Annotated in this window: 17 protein-coding genes; 14 read left to right on the forward strand and 3 right to left on the reverse strand. The window is 62.5% G+C overall.

Going from position 1 to position 16,106, the window contains the following annotated elements; genetic code table 11:
* Positions 1-24 precede the first annotated feature (24 nt).
* Genes I3253_RS09185 through I3253_RS09195 form a run of 3 tightly spaced genes read left to right on the forward strand, consistent with a single transcriptional unit; the run spans position 25 to position 2,768 of the window.
* Positions 25-585: a TRAP transporter small permease subunit gene (locus I3253_RS09185; RefSeq protein WP_332262125.1), complete on the forward strand. Its 561-nt coding sequence runs from the start codon at positions 25-27 to the stop codon at positions 583-585.
* Positions 582-1,889: a TRAP transporter large permease gene (locus tag I3253_RS09190; RefSeq protein ID WP_197917364.1), complete on the forward strand. Its 1,308-nt coding sequence runs from the start codon at positions 582-584 to the stop codon at positions 1,887-1,889. Before I3253_RS09185 ends, I3253_RS09190 begins: the two co-directional genes overlap by 4 nt.
* 9 nt (positions 1,890-1,898) lie before the next feature.
* Positions 1,899-2,768 (forward strand): dioxygenase family protein, encoded by an 870-nt coding sequence (locus I3253_RS09195; protein WP_197917365.1) that lies wholly within the window; start codon positions 1,899-1,901, stop codon positions 2,766-2,768.
* A gap of 64 nt (positions 2,769-2,832) precedes the next feature.
* On the opposite strand, the gene I3253_RS20610 is transcribed toward I3253_RS09195, so the two are convergent.
* Complete coding sequence (locus tag I3253_RS20610) at positions 2,833-2,967, reverse strand: hypothetical protein (protein WP_269648489.1); 135 nt, start codon at positions 2,965-2,967, stop codon at positions 2,833-2,835.
* A 196-nt stretch (positions 2,968-3,163) separates the two neighbouring features.
* Here I3253_RS20610 and I3253_RS09200 point away from each other — a divergent pair, with 196 nt between their 5' ends.
* On the forward strand, positions 3,164-3,610 hold the full coding sequence (locus I3253_RS09200; RefSeq protein ID WP_197917366.1) for a LacI family DNA-binding transcriptional regulator: 447 nt from the start codon (positions 3,164-3,166) through the stop codon (positions 3,608-3,610).
* On the forward strand, positions 3,607-4,407 hold the full coding sequence (locus I3253_RS09205) for an oxidoreductase (protein ID WP_232237039.1): 801 nt from the start codon (positions 3,607-3,609) through the stop codon (positions 4,405-4,407). Before I3253_RS09200 ends, I3253_RS09205 begins: the two co-directional genes overlap by 4 nt.
* 74 nt (positions 4,408-4,481) lie before the next feature.
* On the opposite strand, the gene I3253_RS09210 is transcribed toward I3253_RS09205, so the two are convergent.
* Complete coding sequence (locus tag I3253_RS09210) at positions 4,482-5,537, reverse strand: LacI family DNA-binding transcriptional regulator (protein ID WP_197917367.1); 1,056 nt, start codon at positions 5,535-5,537, stop codon at positions 4,482-4,484.
* Between the two features lie 119 nt (positions 5,538-5,656).
* Between I3253_RS09210 and I3253_RS09215 the strand changes: the two genes are divergently transcribed.
* The 9 genes from I3253_RS09215 (at position 5,657) to I3253_RS09255 (ending at position 15,339) form a co-directional block, all read left to right on the forward strand.
* Positions 5,657-6,454: an SDR family NAD(P)-dependent oxidoreductase gene (locus I3253_RS09215; RefSeq protein ID WP_332255694.1), complete on the forward strand. Its 798-nt coding sequence runs from the start codon at positions 5,657-5,659 to the stop codon at positions 6,452-6,454.
* 10 nt (positions 6,455-6,464) lie between these two features.
* The gene (locus I3253_RS09220; protein WP_197917368.1) at positions 6,465-7,619 is read left to right on the forward strand and encodes a Gfo/Idh/MocA family protein; all 1,155 of its coding nucleotides are present in this window, start codon (positions 6,465-6,467) and stop codon (positions 7,617-7,619) included.
* A 10-nt stretch (positions 7,620-7,629) separates the two neighbouring features.
* On the forward strand, positions 7,630-8,544 hold the full coding sequence (locus I3253_RS09225) for a sugar phosphate isomerase/epimerase family protein (RefSeq protein WP_197917369.1): 915 nt from the start codon (positions 7,630-7,632) through the stop codon (positions 8,542-8,544).
* Positions 8,545-8,603: 59 nt separating this feature from the next.
* Entirely contained in the window at positions 8,604-9,632 is a 1,029-nt protein-coding gene (locus tag I3253_RS09230; RefSeq protein WP_197917370.1) for an ABC transporter substrate-binding protein, read from the forward strand.
* A gap of 79 nt (positions 9,633-9,711) precedes the next feature.
* Complete coding sequence (locus I3253_RS09235) at positions 9,712-11,196, forward strand: sugar ABC transporter ATP-binding protein (RefSeq protein ID WP_197917371.1); 1,485 nt, start codon at positions 9,712-9,714, stop codon at positions 11,194-11,196.
* Entirely contained in the window at positions 11,193-12,134 is a 942-nt protein-coding gene (locus tag I3253_RS09240) for an ABC transporter permease (RefSeq protein ID WP_197917372.1), read from the forward strand. Before I3253_RS09235 ends, I3253_RS09240 begins: the two co-directional genes overlap by 4 nt.
* Positions 12,131-13,138 (forward strand): ABC transporter permease, encoded by a 1,008-nt coding sequence (locus I3253_RS09245; RefSeq protein ID WP_197917373.1) that lies wholly within the window; start codon positions 12,131-12,133, stop codon positions 13,136-13,138. The genes I3253_RS09240 and I3253_RS09245 overlap by 4 nt, the downstream gene beginning before the upstream one ends.
* Positions 13,139-13,150: 12 nt before the next feature.
* The gene (locus tag I3253_RS09250; RefSeq protein WP_197917374.1) at positions 13,151-14,227 is read left to right on the forward strand and encodes a Gfo/Idh/MocA family protein; all 1,077 of its coding nucleotides are present in this window, start codon (positions 13,151-13,153) and stop codon (positions 14,225-14,227) included.
* Entirely contained in the window at positions 14,224-15,339 is a 1,116-nt protein-coding gene (locus I3253_RS09255) for a Gfo/Idh/MocA family protein (RefSeq protein WP_197917375.1), read from the forward strand. Before I3253_RS09250 ends, I3253_RS09255 begins: the two co-directional genes overlap by 4 nt.
* A gap of 23 nt (positions 15,340-15,362) precedes the next feature.
* Here I3253_RS09255 and I3253_RS09260 read toward each other — a convergent pair whose 3' ends face one another.
* Positions 15,363-16,103, reverse strand: coding sequence for a FadR/GntR family transcriptional regulator (locus tag I3253_RS09260; protein ID WP_197917376.1), 741 nt, complete (start codon positions 16,101-16,103; stop codon positions 15,363-15,365).
* Positions 16,104-16,106: the final 3 nt, after the last annotated feature.

Raw genomic sequence — 16,106 nt, forward strand, 5'->3', positions numbered from 1 at the left:
TCTGAAGAACCAAAGGGCCCGGCTGTGAAAACCTTGATATTTGGCAAATTCCTTCGGGCCCTTTCCGCTTTGACGGACAGGTTCGCGATCGGAACAAACGCTGCTGGCACGCTGGTCGTTCTGGGGCTGGTCGCAATCGTCAACTTTGACGTTGTCGCGCGCGGTGTATTCAACGCACCGTTTCTTGGCGCCGTCGAAGTCGTACAGTTTTCGATGGTGTTGATTGTATTCCTGCAATTGCCGGACGTTGTGCGAGTCAACCGGTTAACCCGGTCTGACGGCTTTCTGGTGGTGATCGGCGCACGTCATCCGCGCTTTGCCGCCGCATTGCGCCACGTCATCGACAGTGTATCGGCCGTCTTCATGGCGCTGATCGCCATCGCAATCTGGCCAGAGTTCACCGATATGTTTGAAACAAAGGACTATTTCGGTGTGCCCGGTGTATTCACGGCGCCCTGGTGGCCGATCAAGCTTGTCATCTTTCTCAGCGCTGCTCTTTGCACCCTGATCTTCGTGATCAAGGTTCTGCGCCCTGCTGTCCGGCCGGAACTGGTCCGTGCCCCCGAACACGAGGACAACCAATGAGTCCGCTTGAAATTGGCATGGCATCCGTCGCGGCCATTGTCGTCCTGATTTACCTGGGAATGTATATTCCGATCGCGCTTGGCGTGGTCAGCTTTGTCTCGATCTGGCTGATGCGCGACAATTTCGACCTGGCGATGAACCTGCTCAAGATCGCGGTGGGTGACAGTGTCATGGAATACACCTTTGCCACGGTGCCGCTGTTTACTTTTATGGGGCTGGTGGTGTCGAAGGCGGGGCTTGGCGCGGATGTCTATGACGTGATGAGCACCGGGTTTCGCCGGGTCAAAGGCGGAATCGGCATGGCTACGGTCGGGGCAAACGCGGTGTTTGCGGCGGTAACGGGCTCCTCGATCGCCTCGGCGTCGGTGTTTTCAAAAGTGTCCGTGCCTCAAATGCTCAAGTACGACTACAATCCGCGCTTTGCCGTTGGTGTCGTGGCGGGATCGTCAGTGCTTGGGATGATCATTCCTCCGTCGGCCATGCTGATCATCTACAGCTTCGTTGCGGAACAATCGGTTGGCGAAATGTTTCTGGCGGGCGTGGTGCCGGGCCTGATGCTGGCCGCCGCCTATATCGGTGCGATATTTGTCATGGGCCGGTTCTTTCCCAAATTTGTCGGCGGCCGACCGGCCGAAGATTTCGAACCGATGCCCTGGGGCGAGATCATGTCGAAAACGCTGCCGACGCTTGGGTTGATCGTGGTTGTTCTGGGGGGCATCTATACAGGCTGGCTGACCCCGGTCGAGGCTGGCGCGACCGGTTCTTTGGTGGCGCTGGTGATCGCCCTGGTACGCCGCCGCATTTCCGCGCGCGGGTTTTGGGAAGCGCTACTGGAAACCGGGCATATCACGGCCTCCATTCTGTTCCTGATCACCGCCGCGTCGATCTATTCCCGAATGTTGGGTCTTGCCGGGTTGCCCAACGAACTGGGTGACATGCTGGCCAACAGCCAGGCGAGCTTTTTCATCGTGATGTTGCTGTACGTGCTTCTGATGCTGTTTCTGGGCACTTTGCTGGATACGGCGTCCATCATCCTGATCGTCGTGCCGCTGTTCCTGCCATTGGTCGAGCCGATGGGACTCAGCCTTGTATGGTTTGGTATCATTACCGTCGTGGGGGCCGAAATCGGATTGCTGACACCGCCGCTGGGCATCTCGTGTTTCGTGATCAAGGCGACACTCAATGACGATCGTATCACTCTGAAGGACGTATTTTTGGGGGCGCTGCCTTTTGCGGGCGTCATGCTCGTCGTCCTGATCCTGCTGATCCGCTATCCGGTGCTCAGCCTTGCAATTCTGAACTAGGAGGCGACCATGCGTTCGGTCACCAAAGACAACATCACCGAAGTTTTCACATCCTATCTTGGCGAGAACACCGATCCGCGCGTGCGCGAGGTTCTGAGTGCGATGGCCAGGCACCTGCACGACTTTGCCCGCGAGGTGAACCTCACTCACGAGGAGTGGCGGACCGGCATCGCGTTTCTGACACGGGCAGGTGAAATCACCACGCCGGAACGCCAGGAATTCGTGCTGTTGTCAGATGTTCTGGGATTGTCTTCGCTGGTGGACATGCTGCATTCCACACCTGAGGCCACAAGCTCTTCCGTGCTTGGACCGTTTCACGTTTCCAACCCGCCGCCGCTGGCGTTTGGTGGCGACATGAAGCGGCAGTATGAGGGAAAGGTGGTGTTGGTCGAGGGAACCGTGCGCGGCACGGATGGCAACCCGATCCCGGGCGCCCAGATCGATATCTGGCAGACCGCCCCCAACGGGATGTATTCCAGCCAGGACCCGGATCAGGATATACACAGCTTTCACGGATTGATGACAGCCAATGACAAGGGGCGCTATGCCTTTACCACGGTGCGCCCCGTGGAGTACACCGTGCCGTCTGACGGCCCGGTCGGCGATATTCTGAACGCCGCCGGACGGCATCCGTGGCGACCAAGCCACCTGCATTATATTGTCACCGCCGATGGCTACAGATCGCTGGTTACCGAAGTGTTCCCCGAAGATGACCCGTATCTGGATCAAGACACGGTATTCGGTGTGCGTGACGATCTGGTGATGAAATATGTCGAACAACCCGCCGACAGCTTTCCGGACGGGTACGAACTGTCAGGCACAGTGAAAGGCACCTATCTGCGGGTCGATTTCGATCTAGTTCTCGCTCCATCGATCTGACCCGCGAAATCCGCGCGGCGGCAAGGCCGCCTTCGGGCAGCACGACATTGGCATGATCGGCCACCTATTCGCGGAACGCCGCGACGCGTTCCCGCCGCAGGCGGCCATGGGCGGCGGCCTCGTCCAGCGAGTAGTCGCGCAGCATGATCAGCTGTTTCCTGCCCCTTGAGAGCACGCAGATCGGTGATGGTGGGCGCATGTGCGGTGTCGTTCATGAAATTCGGCTCTCGTATGTCTCAGGCGGGGCGCGACTCTTGCAATTTCCGCGTGTCGAGCGCGTGGGGCCGGGTGGAATGACGGGGGGGTGATGTGATCTGATGTATCGGGTCAAGACAACCGGCGCCTGACACGACACAATGGCGGCGGGGCAGGACGAATCACAGGGGTGCCGTGCAATGTCACACACAACCATTGCTGAAATTGCCGCGCGCGCGGGCGCGTCGACGGCCACGGCGGACCGGGTGCTGAACGCGCGCGCGGGTGTCCGCCCGGCCAATCGGCATCGCGTTCTCCGGGCGGCGCGGATCCTGGGTTATCTGCCGCTGGAGGGGGCGGTGGCCCTGCCGTCCAGGCCGGCGCGGCTGAAATATCTAATTCCTTACGGAGCCAACCCGTTCATGCACGAGGTGGCCGACACGATCCGGCGTTTTGCCCGCGAGCAGCCGCTTGTGGCGCGTTGCGACATCATTGTTCTGGAAGGGATCGGGCCGGAGCCTCAGGAAGCGGGGCTGGAAAGGCTGTCGCGCGACACTGACGGGGTGGGGGTGATCACCACGGACCATCCGCGCAGCCGCGAGGCGCTTGGCCGGTTATGTGCGGCGGGTGTGCGGGTGGCGACATGACGGAGACTATGAAGGACATGGTGCTTCTGGTGACGGGGGCAGCGAGTGGGATCGGCCGCGCCGTGGCGCGCGAAGCGGTGGCGCAAGGGGTGCGGCGGCTGTTTGTGACGGATCGGAATCAGGCCGGGCTTGCGGCACTGGCACGGGATCTGGACGCGGGCGTGCAGGTGGAACAGGGTGTCGCCGACCTTGCGAACCCGGCGGCGCCGTCGCGCGTGGTGGCTGCCGCGAGGGCTGCGTTCGGGCGGGTTGACAGCTTGGTAAACGCGGCCGGGGTGACGACACGGGCCAGTTTTGCCGATGGTACGTCCGAGGTGTTTGATTCCGTGTTCGCGGTGAATGCACGCGCGCCGTTCCTGTTGATGCAGGAGGTAATCGCGGACATGAAGGCGCGCGGCGCGGGCGGAACGATCGTGAATATCCAGTCGATCAACGCGCATTGTGGCGCGCCGGACCTGGCGATCTATTCCGCGTCGAAGGGCGCGTTGCAGACCCTGACCAAGAACGCAGCCCATGCCCATTTGCGCGATGGTATCCGGGTGAACGGCGTTAATCTGGGCTGGGTGCTGACCGAGGTCGAGCACGATATGCAGGCCAATATCCTTGGCGGCGGCGAAGATTGGGCTGCGCGCGCGGGCGCGCGGCTGCCGTTGGGGCGGCTGGTGTCCGCACAAGAGGCGGCACGGGTGACGGTACACCTGTTGTCACCCGCCTCTTTCCCGATGACGGGGGTGAATGTCGATCTGGAGCAATCGGTTACGGGTGCGCCATGCGAAAGCGTTCCGCCAGGAACCTGACCCGTCGAATTTTGGCGGAGCGCGCGAAATGCCGATAGCTTGCGCGGCGTCCCGTCGTGTCCCTGCCTCAGGGATCAAGCGGGTCGCCTTGGCGACCGTATTTGTCTGGCGGGCGGCGGTGCGGTGCTGTTGCGCAGGATCAGTTCCACCGGGATCGGCGCCTCGGGGGTATGGGCGGCCGGTTTGCGCGACAGGCGATCCAGCAGAACCCGCGCCGCGCGCCGGCCCATCCGGTGGCGATCCTGACGGATCGTGGTCAGGGCGGGCACGAAGTATTCCGACATCTCGATATCGTCAAAGCCAACGACCGATATATCTTCGGGCACGCGCAGCCCGCCGGCTGTCAGCCCCGCAATCAGGCCGAATGCGACCATGTCGGCCGAACAGAACACCGCCGTGGGGCGGTCTTTCATGGCCAGGATGCGGGCCGCGGCCTCGTGTCCGGATTCCAGCGAGAAATCGCCGCGAATGATCCAGTCGGGTGGTGCGGGCAGGCCCAGGCGCGCCCGCTCTGCCACCATGCCCTCGCGCCGCGCATTGGTGAGCACATTGCCGTCCGGACCGGTGACATGTGCAATCTTGCGATGGCCGAGTTCGTAAAGGTGGCGGATCGCAAGACGGGCACCATGGGCGTTGTCGCTGGAGATCACCGGGAACGGCTGATCCGCGACCCATTCGCAGAGAAACACGATCCGGTCGCCCACGCCCAGATCGACACATTCCTGGAGGGTGGCGGCCGACAATTGCCCGTCCAGAGACACCGCGCCGTCGATCCGGCCGTCCAGAAAATAGCCTGCCAGCGCGGAATCCTGCATCGGATTGCTTTCCGTATCGGCGATCAGCACCGCGTATTCGGTGCCGGAAAATCCCTCGCTGAGGCCGGCAAGGATGCCAGAGTAGAATGGCTTGCCCAGGTTGGGGACCAGTACCAGCACAGCGTTTGCGCGCTGCATCCGCAGGTTCCGCGCCGCCTGGTTGACGCGGTAGCCGGTGCTTTGAATGGCCTGAAGCACGGCTTCCTTGGTGCGGTCGCTGACCAGGTCTGGGTTCGACAATACCCGGCTGACCGTGGCCGCGGACACGTTTGCGGCGCGGGCGACATCCTGGATTGTGGGCGGTTTGGTAATCATGAGGTCCGGGCGGTGAGGTCAATTTTGCGGTTGACACGAATCTGTCGTGATGTCGATTATGTAATCGTTTTCATCATGTGAAAAGAGACAAAGTCTCGAGCTGAAAACGATTACATAGGGTGCAGGATGATAATGACGAAGAACCCAATGATGTCCTGGAGCGCAATTTCCAGGACGGGGAGATGCCGGTGAGGGCGGTGGCGCAATATGATTTTGCGGGCGCTCGTGCTGTGGTGATCGGCGCTAGCCGAGGCGGCATTGGCGCGGCGATCGCGCGGGCGTTTCAGGATGCGGGCGCGGAGGTCGAGATCACCGGCGCGGAACCAACCTGTATTCCCGAGGATGCGGCGCGCTTGGCTTATACGCAGTTGGACGTGACGGATGGTGCCGCGGTTGCGGCATTCGGCGCGGCGCGCGGGGTTGTGGACGTTCTGGTGAATTGTGCCGCTATTACCCGGCGTGGCGAAGAGATGGACCCGGAATTCTTTAATCACGTGCTGGATGTGAACCTGACCGGATCGCTGCGCTGTGCGCAGGCGCTTCATCCGGGATTGGCTGCCGGCAAGGGGTGCGTGATCAATATCGCGTCGATGTATGCGCGCTTTGGCGCGCCCCGCAATCCGGCCTATGGCGCGTCCAAGGCAGGGGTGGAGCAGCTGACGAAATCGCTGGCGATTGCCTGGGCGGGGGACGGGATTCGCGTGAATGCCATTGCGCCGGGATTTATCGTGACCGAGCAATCGGCGCGCGCCCGGCAAGATCCCGCCTTTGTCCGGGGCATCGAGGCGCGTACGCCGCTGGCGCGCTGGGGCCGTCCGGAAGACATCGTTGGCGCGGCGTTGTTCCTGGCGTCGGATGCGGCGGGCTTTGTCACCGGCATGTCGATGCCGGTGGACGGCGGTTATTCGGTTATGTGAGGGCGACGGAATGACGGAGATTTCCCGGATACGTGCGGCGGTGATCGGCACGGGTTTCATTGGAACGGTGCATGTGCAGGCCCTGCGTCGTCTTGGTGTTCAGGTTGTCGGCGTCCTGGGTTCGTCCGCTGAACGCGGCGCGGCGCGCGCGGCCGAGATCGGCGTGGACCATGCTTATCCATCGCTGGAGGCGGTGCTGGCGGACAAGAGTGTTGACGTGGTGCATGTGACCTCGCCCAATCATGCGCATTATCCGCAGGTGAAGGCGATCATCGCGGCGGGCAAGCATGTGGTGTGCGAAAAGCCGCTGGCCATGACCAGCGCGCAATCGGCGGAAATGGCAGAGCTTGCCCGGGCATCGGGGCGAATTTGCGCGGTGTGTTACAACATTCGGTTCTATCCGTTGAACCAGCAGGCGCAGGGCATGGTGAAGGCGGGTGAGCTTGGGGATGTGCGCTTTGTCACCGGCCATTACCATCAGGACTGGCTTGCCAAGGAAACCGACTGGAACTGGCGGCTTGAGGCCGAGATCGGCGGCACCCTGCGGTCGGTCGGCGACATTGGCACGCATTGGGTTGATCTGACCAGCTTTATCACCGGCCTGAAGGCAAAGGCGGTCTTTGCTGATCTCTCGACATTCCTGCCCGAACGCCAGCGCCCTGCCGGTCCGGTCGAGACTTTCTCGAGCGCCGCCGGTGCGACCGAGGCCGTGACCGTCGATACCGACGACGCCGCCGCGATCATGATCCGGTACGAGGGCGGCGCGAAGGGGGTGATGACCACGTCGCAGATCAACTTGGGCCGCAAGAACTCGCTGCAATGGGACATTGCCGGAAGCGCCGCCAGCGCGGCCTGGGACAGCGAAATGCCGGATCACCTGTTCGTCGGGCACCGCGACGCGCCCAACCAGGTATTGGCGCGCGATTTCACCCTGATGAACCCGACGGGCACGCGGGCGGCTTCGCTGCCGCCGGGCCATGTCGAGGGCTTTGCTGACAGCTTTTTCGCTTTTTTCAGAGCGGTTTACGCGGACATCGCCACCGGGGCGCGCGGTGCCGACAGCACCTGGGCCAGCTTTGATGACGGGCATTACGAGATGAAATTCTGCGACGCCGTGATCCAGTCGGCGCGCGAAGGCCGCTGGATCGAACTGGACGAGATTTGAGGGAGAAGACATGAAACTTGGACTTCTGACCGCGCCGTTTGAGGGGACCGACCTGTCGGACGTGGCCGCGTGGACCGGCGCGAACGGGTTTTCCGCGCTGGAAATCGCCTGCTGGCCGGCCTCGGGCGGCGAGAAGCGCCGTTATGCCGGCACCAGCCACATCAATGTCGACGGGCTGAGCGCCGCTGAAGGCAATGAGGTCAAGGACATGCTGACGGGGCACGGGATCGAGATCTCGGGACTAGGCTATTACCCTAACCCTCTGCACGCCGATGCCGACCACAGGGATGAGGTGATCGGCCATCTGAAGAAGGTCATCACCGCGGCTGGCGTGATGGGCGTGCCGGTGGTCAACACGTTTATCGGCGGTGACCGCACGCTGAACGTCGACGACAACTGGACCCGCGCGCAGAAGATATTCGCGCCCATCGTGACCCATGCGCGGGACGCCGGTGTGCGCCTGTGTTTCGAGAACTGCCCGATGATTTTCAGCCAGGATGAATGGCCGGGCGGGCACAACATAGCCTATTCGCCCCGGATCTGGCGCCGCGTTTTCGACGAATGGGGCGGCGATGTGGGCATGAATTTCGACCCGTCTCATCTGATTTGGCAGTTTATCGATCAGACCCGGTTCATTAAGGAGTTCGGCCCGCAGATTGCCCATGTCCACGCCAAGGATCTGATGGTGGATCACGATGGGTTGTATGAAAACGGCATCCTGTCGGCGGGCATGGGCTGGCAGGTGCCGCGGCTGTGCGGGCTGGGCGATGTGGATTGGCCGGATTTCTTTTCGGGTCTCTACCGCACAGGCTATGACGGTCCGGTGATCATCGAGCACGAGGACAGGTTGTTTGAAGGGTCGGTCGAGAAGATCAGGCGCGGCTTTCTTCTGGCCCGTGACGTGCTGCAACCATTCATCAAATAGAAGGGCGCGAAAGCCCCGCAAACTCAATCACACAAGTCTTCAAATGGGAGGAACCTGACATGAAGAAGTTTCTGACAAGTGCCGCGGCCATCGCCGTTGCGGCGACACTGGCCCCGGCCACGTTCGCCGCGGAATACACGATCGGTGTGTCCAACACCGTGCAGGGCAACGGCTGGCGCGAAGAGATGATCTGTGCCATGCGCGCGCAGGCGCTGGTGGAGGAGGATGTCACCAACCTGATCGTGGCCCATCGCAACACCGATTCGGCCGGGCAGCTTGAAGATCTCAACAACCTGATCGAGGCTGGCGTGGACGCCATTGTGCTGAACCCGTCCAACCCGGATGCGCTCAACTCGGCGCTGGAAATGGCAATGGCAAAGGGCATCGTCGTCGTCGCGGTTGACGCGGGGGTTTCGGCGGAAGGCGCCTATATCCTGTCCAACAACCAGGAAGAATATGCCTATCTGGGCGCCAAATGGCTGTTCGAACAGGTCGGTGGCAAGGGTGACATCGTGTATATGCGCGGGATCGCGGGCGTTTCGGCCGATACCGACAGGGACAACGGGTTCAAGCGCGCCCTGGCGGAGTATCCCGGCATAAAGGTTGTGCATGAGGTGTTCACCGGCTGGCAGCAGGACCAGGGCAAGCAGCAGATGTTCGATTTCCTGGCCACCGGTATTCCATTCGATGGCGTATGGACCTCGGGCATCGACAATGTGATCGTGGACGCGTTTGTTGAATCCGGTGCGCCGCTGGTGCCGATCGTGGGCGCGGACAATGCCGGTTTCGTTCAATACCTTACCGAAGTTGACGGTCTGACCGGTGCCGCCGTGACCAACCCCGGTTCGGTAGGCGGTGCGGGAATTGCGCTGGCGGTGGATGTGTTGAACGGCAAGGCGCCGGGCAGCAAGACCGTTCTGGTGGACCCGGTGTTGTGGGAGAACGCCAGCGAGGAGGGCCGCGCCACGATCATGGCGGCGCAAAACCCGAACCTTGATCCCGAATGGCCGGTTTCGGTGACGGTGCCGGGATGGACCGACTACACGATGGAACAGATCATCGCCTGCAAAGGCCCAGGCGACAGCTGATACCAAAGGACTGCCCCTGTCCGGTCGCGGGCGGGGGCAAACCGACGACAAACTCCTCAACGAGAGACGACAGGCGCCCATGAGCGGAACGCAGTTACTGGATGCAACCGGAATCGCCAAGAGTTTTGGCGCTGTTCGGGCATTGACCGAGGCAAGCCTGCATGTGTCGGAAGGTGAAATCGTTGCGCTGATGGGCGCAAACGGGGCCGGAAAATCGACCTTTGTGAAAATCATTACCGGCGCCTTGCGCCCGGACAGCGGCACGGTGTTGATCCGGGGGCGCGAGGCGCGGGTGGGTAGCCCGGCGCAGGCGCGCCGTTCGGGGCTGGTACCGGTTTATCAGGAGCCATCGCTGATCCCGGATCTGGACGTGGCCGACAATCTGCGCCTGACCGACACGCCTGTCGAGCCGTTCCGGCGCTGGGTGGAAGAGCTGGGAATCCGGCGACTGGCCCTGTCGGACATGATCGGGGATCTGCCGCTCGCGACCTTGCGCATACTTGATCTTGCGCGGGCTTTGGCCAGCGCGCCCGATGTGCTTTTGCTGGACGAGATGACGGCGGCACTGCCGACCGATCTGGTAGAGCGGGTGTTGAAGGTGATGCGCCAGAAGGCGGACGAGGGCATGGGTGTGATCTATGTGTCGCACCGGTTCGGCGAGATTTCCGAGTTGTGCGACCGCGCCACCGTGCTGCGGGACGGCATGTCGGTGGGCGATCTGAAGATTGAACCGGGGGTCGAGGACCGTGCCGTCGAATTGATGCTGGGCCAGAAACTGGACCTGGCGGCGCGCGATATTCACAAGACGCGCGGCACGACAGGCGACAGGCCGCGGATGCGCGTGAAGGGTGTGGCGATTGCGCCAAAGGTGTCGGACATCTCGTTCGATCTATTCCCGGGCGAGGTGTTGGGGGTGGTGGCGCTGGAAGGGCAAGGGCAGGACGAGCTGTTCGAGTGCATGGCCGGGTTCATGCCGCCCAGGGCGGGCAGTATCGAGGTGAATGGCGTTGCGGCGGATTTCCGGCACCCGGCCGATGCCATTGCGGCGGGGGTGAAATTTGTCCCCGGAGACCGGGCCGACGCGCTGTTGGCGCAGCGCTCGGTACGTGAGAATATCGCGTTGCCGTTTTCGGCGCGGATCCGCGCCTGGGGCGGGCTGAAGCTGCGCCATGAGCGTGCGCGGGTGGCGCATGCCATCGCACGTTTGCAGATCGACACCCGGGCGCAAGGCGAGGTGCAGCGCCTGTCGGGCGGCAACCAGCAGAAGGTGACGATCGGGCGCTGGTTGGCCACAGGGGTGGACACGTTGCTTTTGTTCGATCCGACACGCGGTATTGACGTGCGCACCAAGCGGCAGATCTATCCGCTGGTGCGCGAACTGGCTGAACAGGGCGCTTCGGTGCTTTTCTATACATCCGAGTTGGAGGAGATTCCGCTGGCCTGTGACCGGGCGGTTGTCATCTTCAATGGTCGCGTCGTCGACATCATCGACGCGGAAGTCGCCGACGAGCAGACCTTGTTGCGCGCGGCTTATGGGCTTGTGGCACAAGAGGGCGCGGCGTGAGCGGGATTATCAGGAAGAATGCCTGGGTGGCCGGGTTGCTGGCGCTTCTGGTTGTGCTGCTGGTCGCGACCAGGATGATCCAACCCGGTTTCGGAGTTTCCGGTCTGGAAAGCATTGCGCGCGCGGCGTTGCCGTTCGTTTTTGCCACGACCGGCATGGCGGTGGTGGTCATCGTCGGGGGGATCGATCTTTCTGTGGCTTCGATGATGGCGGTCTGTGCCGTGACGGCGGCGGTGCTGATGGAACGGATGGCCGGGGTGCCGGCGATCCTGATCGTATTGGCGTTGGGCCTGGCGATGGGGGTGATCAATGGCGGGCTGATCGTGGCAACGCGGGTCCCCGATATCGTGGTGACGTTGGCGATGCTGTTCGTCTGGGAAGGGGTGGCATTGCTGATCCTGGAATCCCCGGGAGGATCGACCGCGGACTGGCTTCAGAAAAGCATTCGCGGCAGTTTCCTGATCCCGGGCCTGCCCAATGCGCTGGTGATCGCGACGGTCTGCATTGCGGTGGTCTGGTTGCCGATCCGGCGTGCGCGGCTGGGCATTGCCATTTATGCAACCGGATCGGATGAGCGGGCCGCGTTTCGTTCGGGCGTGGCGGTGGGGCGCACAAGGATCGCGGCCTATGGAATATGCGGGCTGTTCAGCGCCTTTGGCGGGCTGAGCCTGGCGGCGCTGACCGGTATCGGCGAGCCGGTGCCCGGCCCCTACCTGCTGGCCTCGGTCGCGGCGGTTGTGTTGGGGGGGGTGGTCCTGGGTGGCGGACGGGGCGGGTTGCTGGGCCCGATCATCGCGGTTTTCATCTTGAGGATCGTGCGAACGATCCTGACACTTTTGGCTGTGGACCCGAATGTCACGACCATCATTGAAGGCACGATCATGGTCGGTGTCGTGATGCTGGGCACCGCCGCCACGATGCGGGGAGCAAGAACATGAGCATGGTTGTTACCGATCCCCCCCTGGTCCGGTTCGGGCGGTTCCTGCGGGACAATCCGGTCATTCCGCTTGTGGTGTTCCTGTTTGTGTTGGTGGCGGTTCTGGAGATCATGCGGCCCGGCATCGTCACGCCCTTCCGCGCCGGGCGCGACGGGGTGATCTCGACCTTCTGGCTGGGCAATCTGATCAAGTTCGCCATACCTCTGGCGATGCTCGCGGCCTGCCAGGTGCTGACGATGCTGACGGCGGGAATCGATCTGTCCGCCGGCATCGTGGCGACGGTGGCGGCGTTTGTCTGCGCGACGCTGAGTTCGATCTGGGGGGTCGGGCCGGCGGTGGCGACCGCACTTCTCGCCGGGTTGGTCGTGGGGGTTGTCAACGGGATCGGTGTGGGGCTGGTGCGGGTGCATCCGCTGATCATGACGCTGGGCACCGGGCTGATTGCGACCGGCGTTCTCCAGGTTTACCAGCGCCTTGTCATCAATGCCGGGTCGGAAATCCCCGGTTTCCTGACATGGCTGGGTACCGGGCGGACGCTGGCCATGCCGAACGGGTTGTTCCTGTTCGTGCCCTTTGCTTTGTTCATCTTCTGGCTGATGCGGTTTACCGGGTTCGGGCGTCTTCTGTTCGCGCTGGGCTCGAACGAGAATGCGGCCAAGCTGTCAGGGGTACGGGCATGGCAGGTCTATGTCGCGCTTTATGCGTTGTCGGGGGTTATCGCGGCGCTGGCCGGGCTGTTGTATCTGGGGATCATCCGGCAAACATCGCTGAGTCTTGCCAACCCGCTGATGCTGCCGTCGGTGGCGGCGGCGGTGATCGGCGGCACGTCTATTTTTGGCGGACGGGGCAGCTATGCCGGGGCCATAGTGGGCGCGCTGATCATCCGGGTGCTGGATACGATGCTGACACTGATGCAGATGCCCGAAGGCGCGCGCACGGTTCTGTTCGGGCTGATCATTCTTGCGGTGACCGCGATTTACGTGCGGATCACGGGCAGCCGATAGAAGGAGAGCGCCATGGCGAAATTTCGCGTTGCCGGAATAAGTTTTGACCACATGCACATGGGCGATTTGCTGCGCATGGTGCACGCGCATCCTGAGGCCGAGATCGCTGGCTTGTATGACCCGGACCGCGCCCGGATGCAGGCGGCAATTGACGCTTTTTCAGTTCCCGAGGACCGCGTTTTCACGGATTTCGACGCCTGCATGGCGGCGGGTCCATACGACATGGCATTGCTGTGCGCGGCCACGGCCGACCATGCCGCATATACAGAGAAATTGGCGCCGCATGGCGTGCACGTGTTTGTGGAAAAACCGTTCGCGGCTTCTGCGGAGGACGCGCGGCGCATGATCGCGGCAATGGAGGGGACGGGCAGGCAGCTGGTGATCAACTGGCCTCTGCGCTGGGTGGAAAGCCACGTCACCGCCAAGCGTCTGATCGACGATGGCCTGATCGGCGAACTGCGCGAGGTGCATTTCTATGACGGCAATCGTGGGCCCTTGTACCATCTTGCCGACAAGATCGAGGTCAGTGCGGAAGATGTAGAGCGCCAGAAGCAGTCAAGCTGGTGGTACAAGAAAGCATCGGGCGGTGGCGCCCTGCTGGACTATATGGGGTATGGCGCGACGTTGGGCACGTGGTACATGAATGGACAGGCCCCGCTGGAAGTCACATGTTGCGTGGATGAAACGCCGGGCATAGAAGTGGATCAGCACGCCATTGCCGTGTGTCGCTATGCTCGCGGCCTGTCCAAGATGGAAACGCGTTGGGGCACCTTCACCGATCCGTGGACAATACAACCGCAGCCGACCTGCGGGTTTGTCTTCGTCGGTACGGACGGCACGATCTCGTCCCCGGATTACGCGACCCATGTGACCGTGCAGACCCGCGTCCGCCCCGAGCGACATGAGATCCCCGCTGACCCGCTGCCCGAAGGTGCGCGCAATGCCATCGAGTATGTCCTGGGCTGTCTGCGACGTGGCGACCGTGTCAAGGGGCCGCTGGATCCGGCGCTGTGCCTGATCGCGCAGAGGATTGTCGATACCGCCGTGCGGTCCGCCGCGGAAAAACGCACGTTGAAGCTTTTGCCATGAGCGACGATTCCGCCGATACCGATACCTACGCGCTAAAGGCGGATGATCTCCAGGAGATGGCCGTTCCCAAGTTGGCATATGAACCGCCTGCGCCCAAAAGCTACCGCCCCAGGATCGGCATGATCGGTACTGGCGGGATCGCCAACAGTCATCTGGACGCTTATCGCGCTGCCGGGTGGGATGTCGCGGCGCTGTGGAATCGCAGCCGGAACAAGGCCGAGGAAAAGGCGGCGGCGTATTGTCCCGGCGCGCGGGTTGCGGATGACATGCAGAGCCTGCTGGACGACAGCGGCATTGATGTTGTCGACATCACTCTGCCGACCGAGATTCGCGCGCCGGTGATCGAGGCGGCGTTGATGGCGGGCAAGCACGTGCTGAGCCAGAAGCCCTTTGTCAGCGATCTGGACACCGGCGAGGCACTGGTCAGGCTGGCGGAGGATCGGGGTGTGAAGCTGGCGGTGAATCAGAACGGGCGGTGGTCGCCGCATTTGGGATGGATGCGCGAAGCTTGCCGGGCCGGGCTGATTGGCGACGTGGTTTCGATTCATGCCGCGTTGCACTGGAACCACGGCTGGACGGCCGGTACGCCGTTTGACGATATCGTGGACCTGATCCTGTATGATTTCGGCATCCACTGGTTTGATTTTGTCGCGTCGATCGCCGGTGATCGCGTGGAAAGCGTGTTTGCCATGGCGGCACATGCGCGTGGCCAGGCCAACAGGGTGCCGCTGATGGCGCAGGCGCTGATCCGCATGGAAGGCGGGCAGGCAAGCCTGATTTTCGACGGTGGCGCGGCGCATGGTGCGCGCGACACCACCTATGTGGCCGGGCGTGACGGCAGCCTTGTTTCGGATGGCCCGGACCTGGGCAACCAGCGCGTGACCCTGACGACGGCGAGTGGCATTGCGCGCCCCGAGTTGCGGGGAAGCTGGTTCAATGACGGGTTTGCCGGAGCCATGGGCGAATTGCTGTGCGCAATCGAGGCGGACAGGATGCCGCTGAACTCGGCACGAGACAACCTTGGGTCGCTGGCGTTGACCTTTGCCGCGCTGCGCGCGCGCGCAACTGGGCGCGAGGTAGCCGTGGGCTCGGTGCGTCGGCTGGACGGCTAGCGATCGGATTTACCGGATACGGATCACGTCTCGGGCAGGGCGACTTCGTCGAGTGTTCGTTGCAGTTCCTCGATGTCACGCTCGTTCTTGGTCAGCAGGTCCCTGGCCCGCTGCCGCGCCAGTTCGGGATCCCGGTCGCGGATGGCTTCGGCGATCCAGAGGTGATCGGGGATGTTGCGGATGTAGCCCTGGTTGGCCCCGGTGAAGAGGGCGAAATTGCTGCGCAGCAATTTTTCGACCGCCTTGGCCAGCGACCGCAAAAGCGGATTGCCCGATGCCTCCAGCAGGACGGAGTGGAATTCGGCGTCCCAGTGCACGGATTTCTCCATGTTTCGGGTATTGCCCGCCATCTGCTCGTAGCATTCAAAGAGGCGCAGTATCTGGGTGGAGGTGGCGCGTTGTGCCGCCAGGGCGGCGGCCTCGGGTTCGATGATCTGGCGCAGTTCGGACAGCGCCTTGATCAGCCCCTTGTTGGTGGACTTGTCCGCGATCATCCAATCGATCATCTGCGGATCCAGCAGGTTCCAGTCCTCGGGAGGACGCACGCTGGTGCCTTTCTTGCGCGCCGAGACAACCAGGTTCTTGCCCGCCAGTGTCTTGACCGCCTCGCGCACTGCGTTGCGGCTGGCGCCGAATTCGTCGATCAGATCCTGTTCGAACAGAAAGGTCTTTCCCGGCGCCATTTCGCCGGCCACGATGCGCCGTCCCAGCACATCCACGATATGCTGGGTGATGTTATGTCCCGGTTTTGGCGCATTGGTCATTGA

The sequence above is a fragment of the Thiosulfatihalobacter marinus genome, assembly GCF_016019955.1.
Lineage (GTDB): Bacteria > Pseudomonadota > Alphaproteobacteria > Rhodobacterales > Rhodobacteraceae > Shimia > Shimia marinus_A.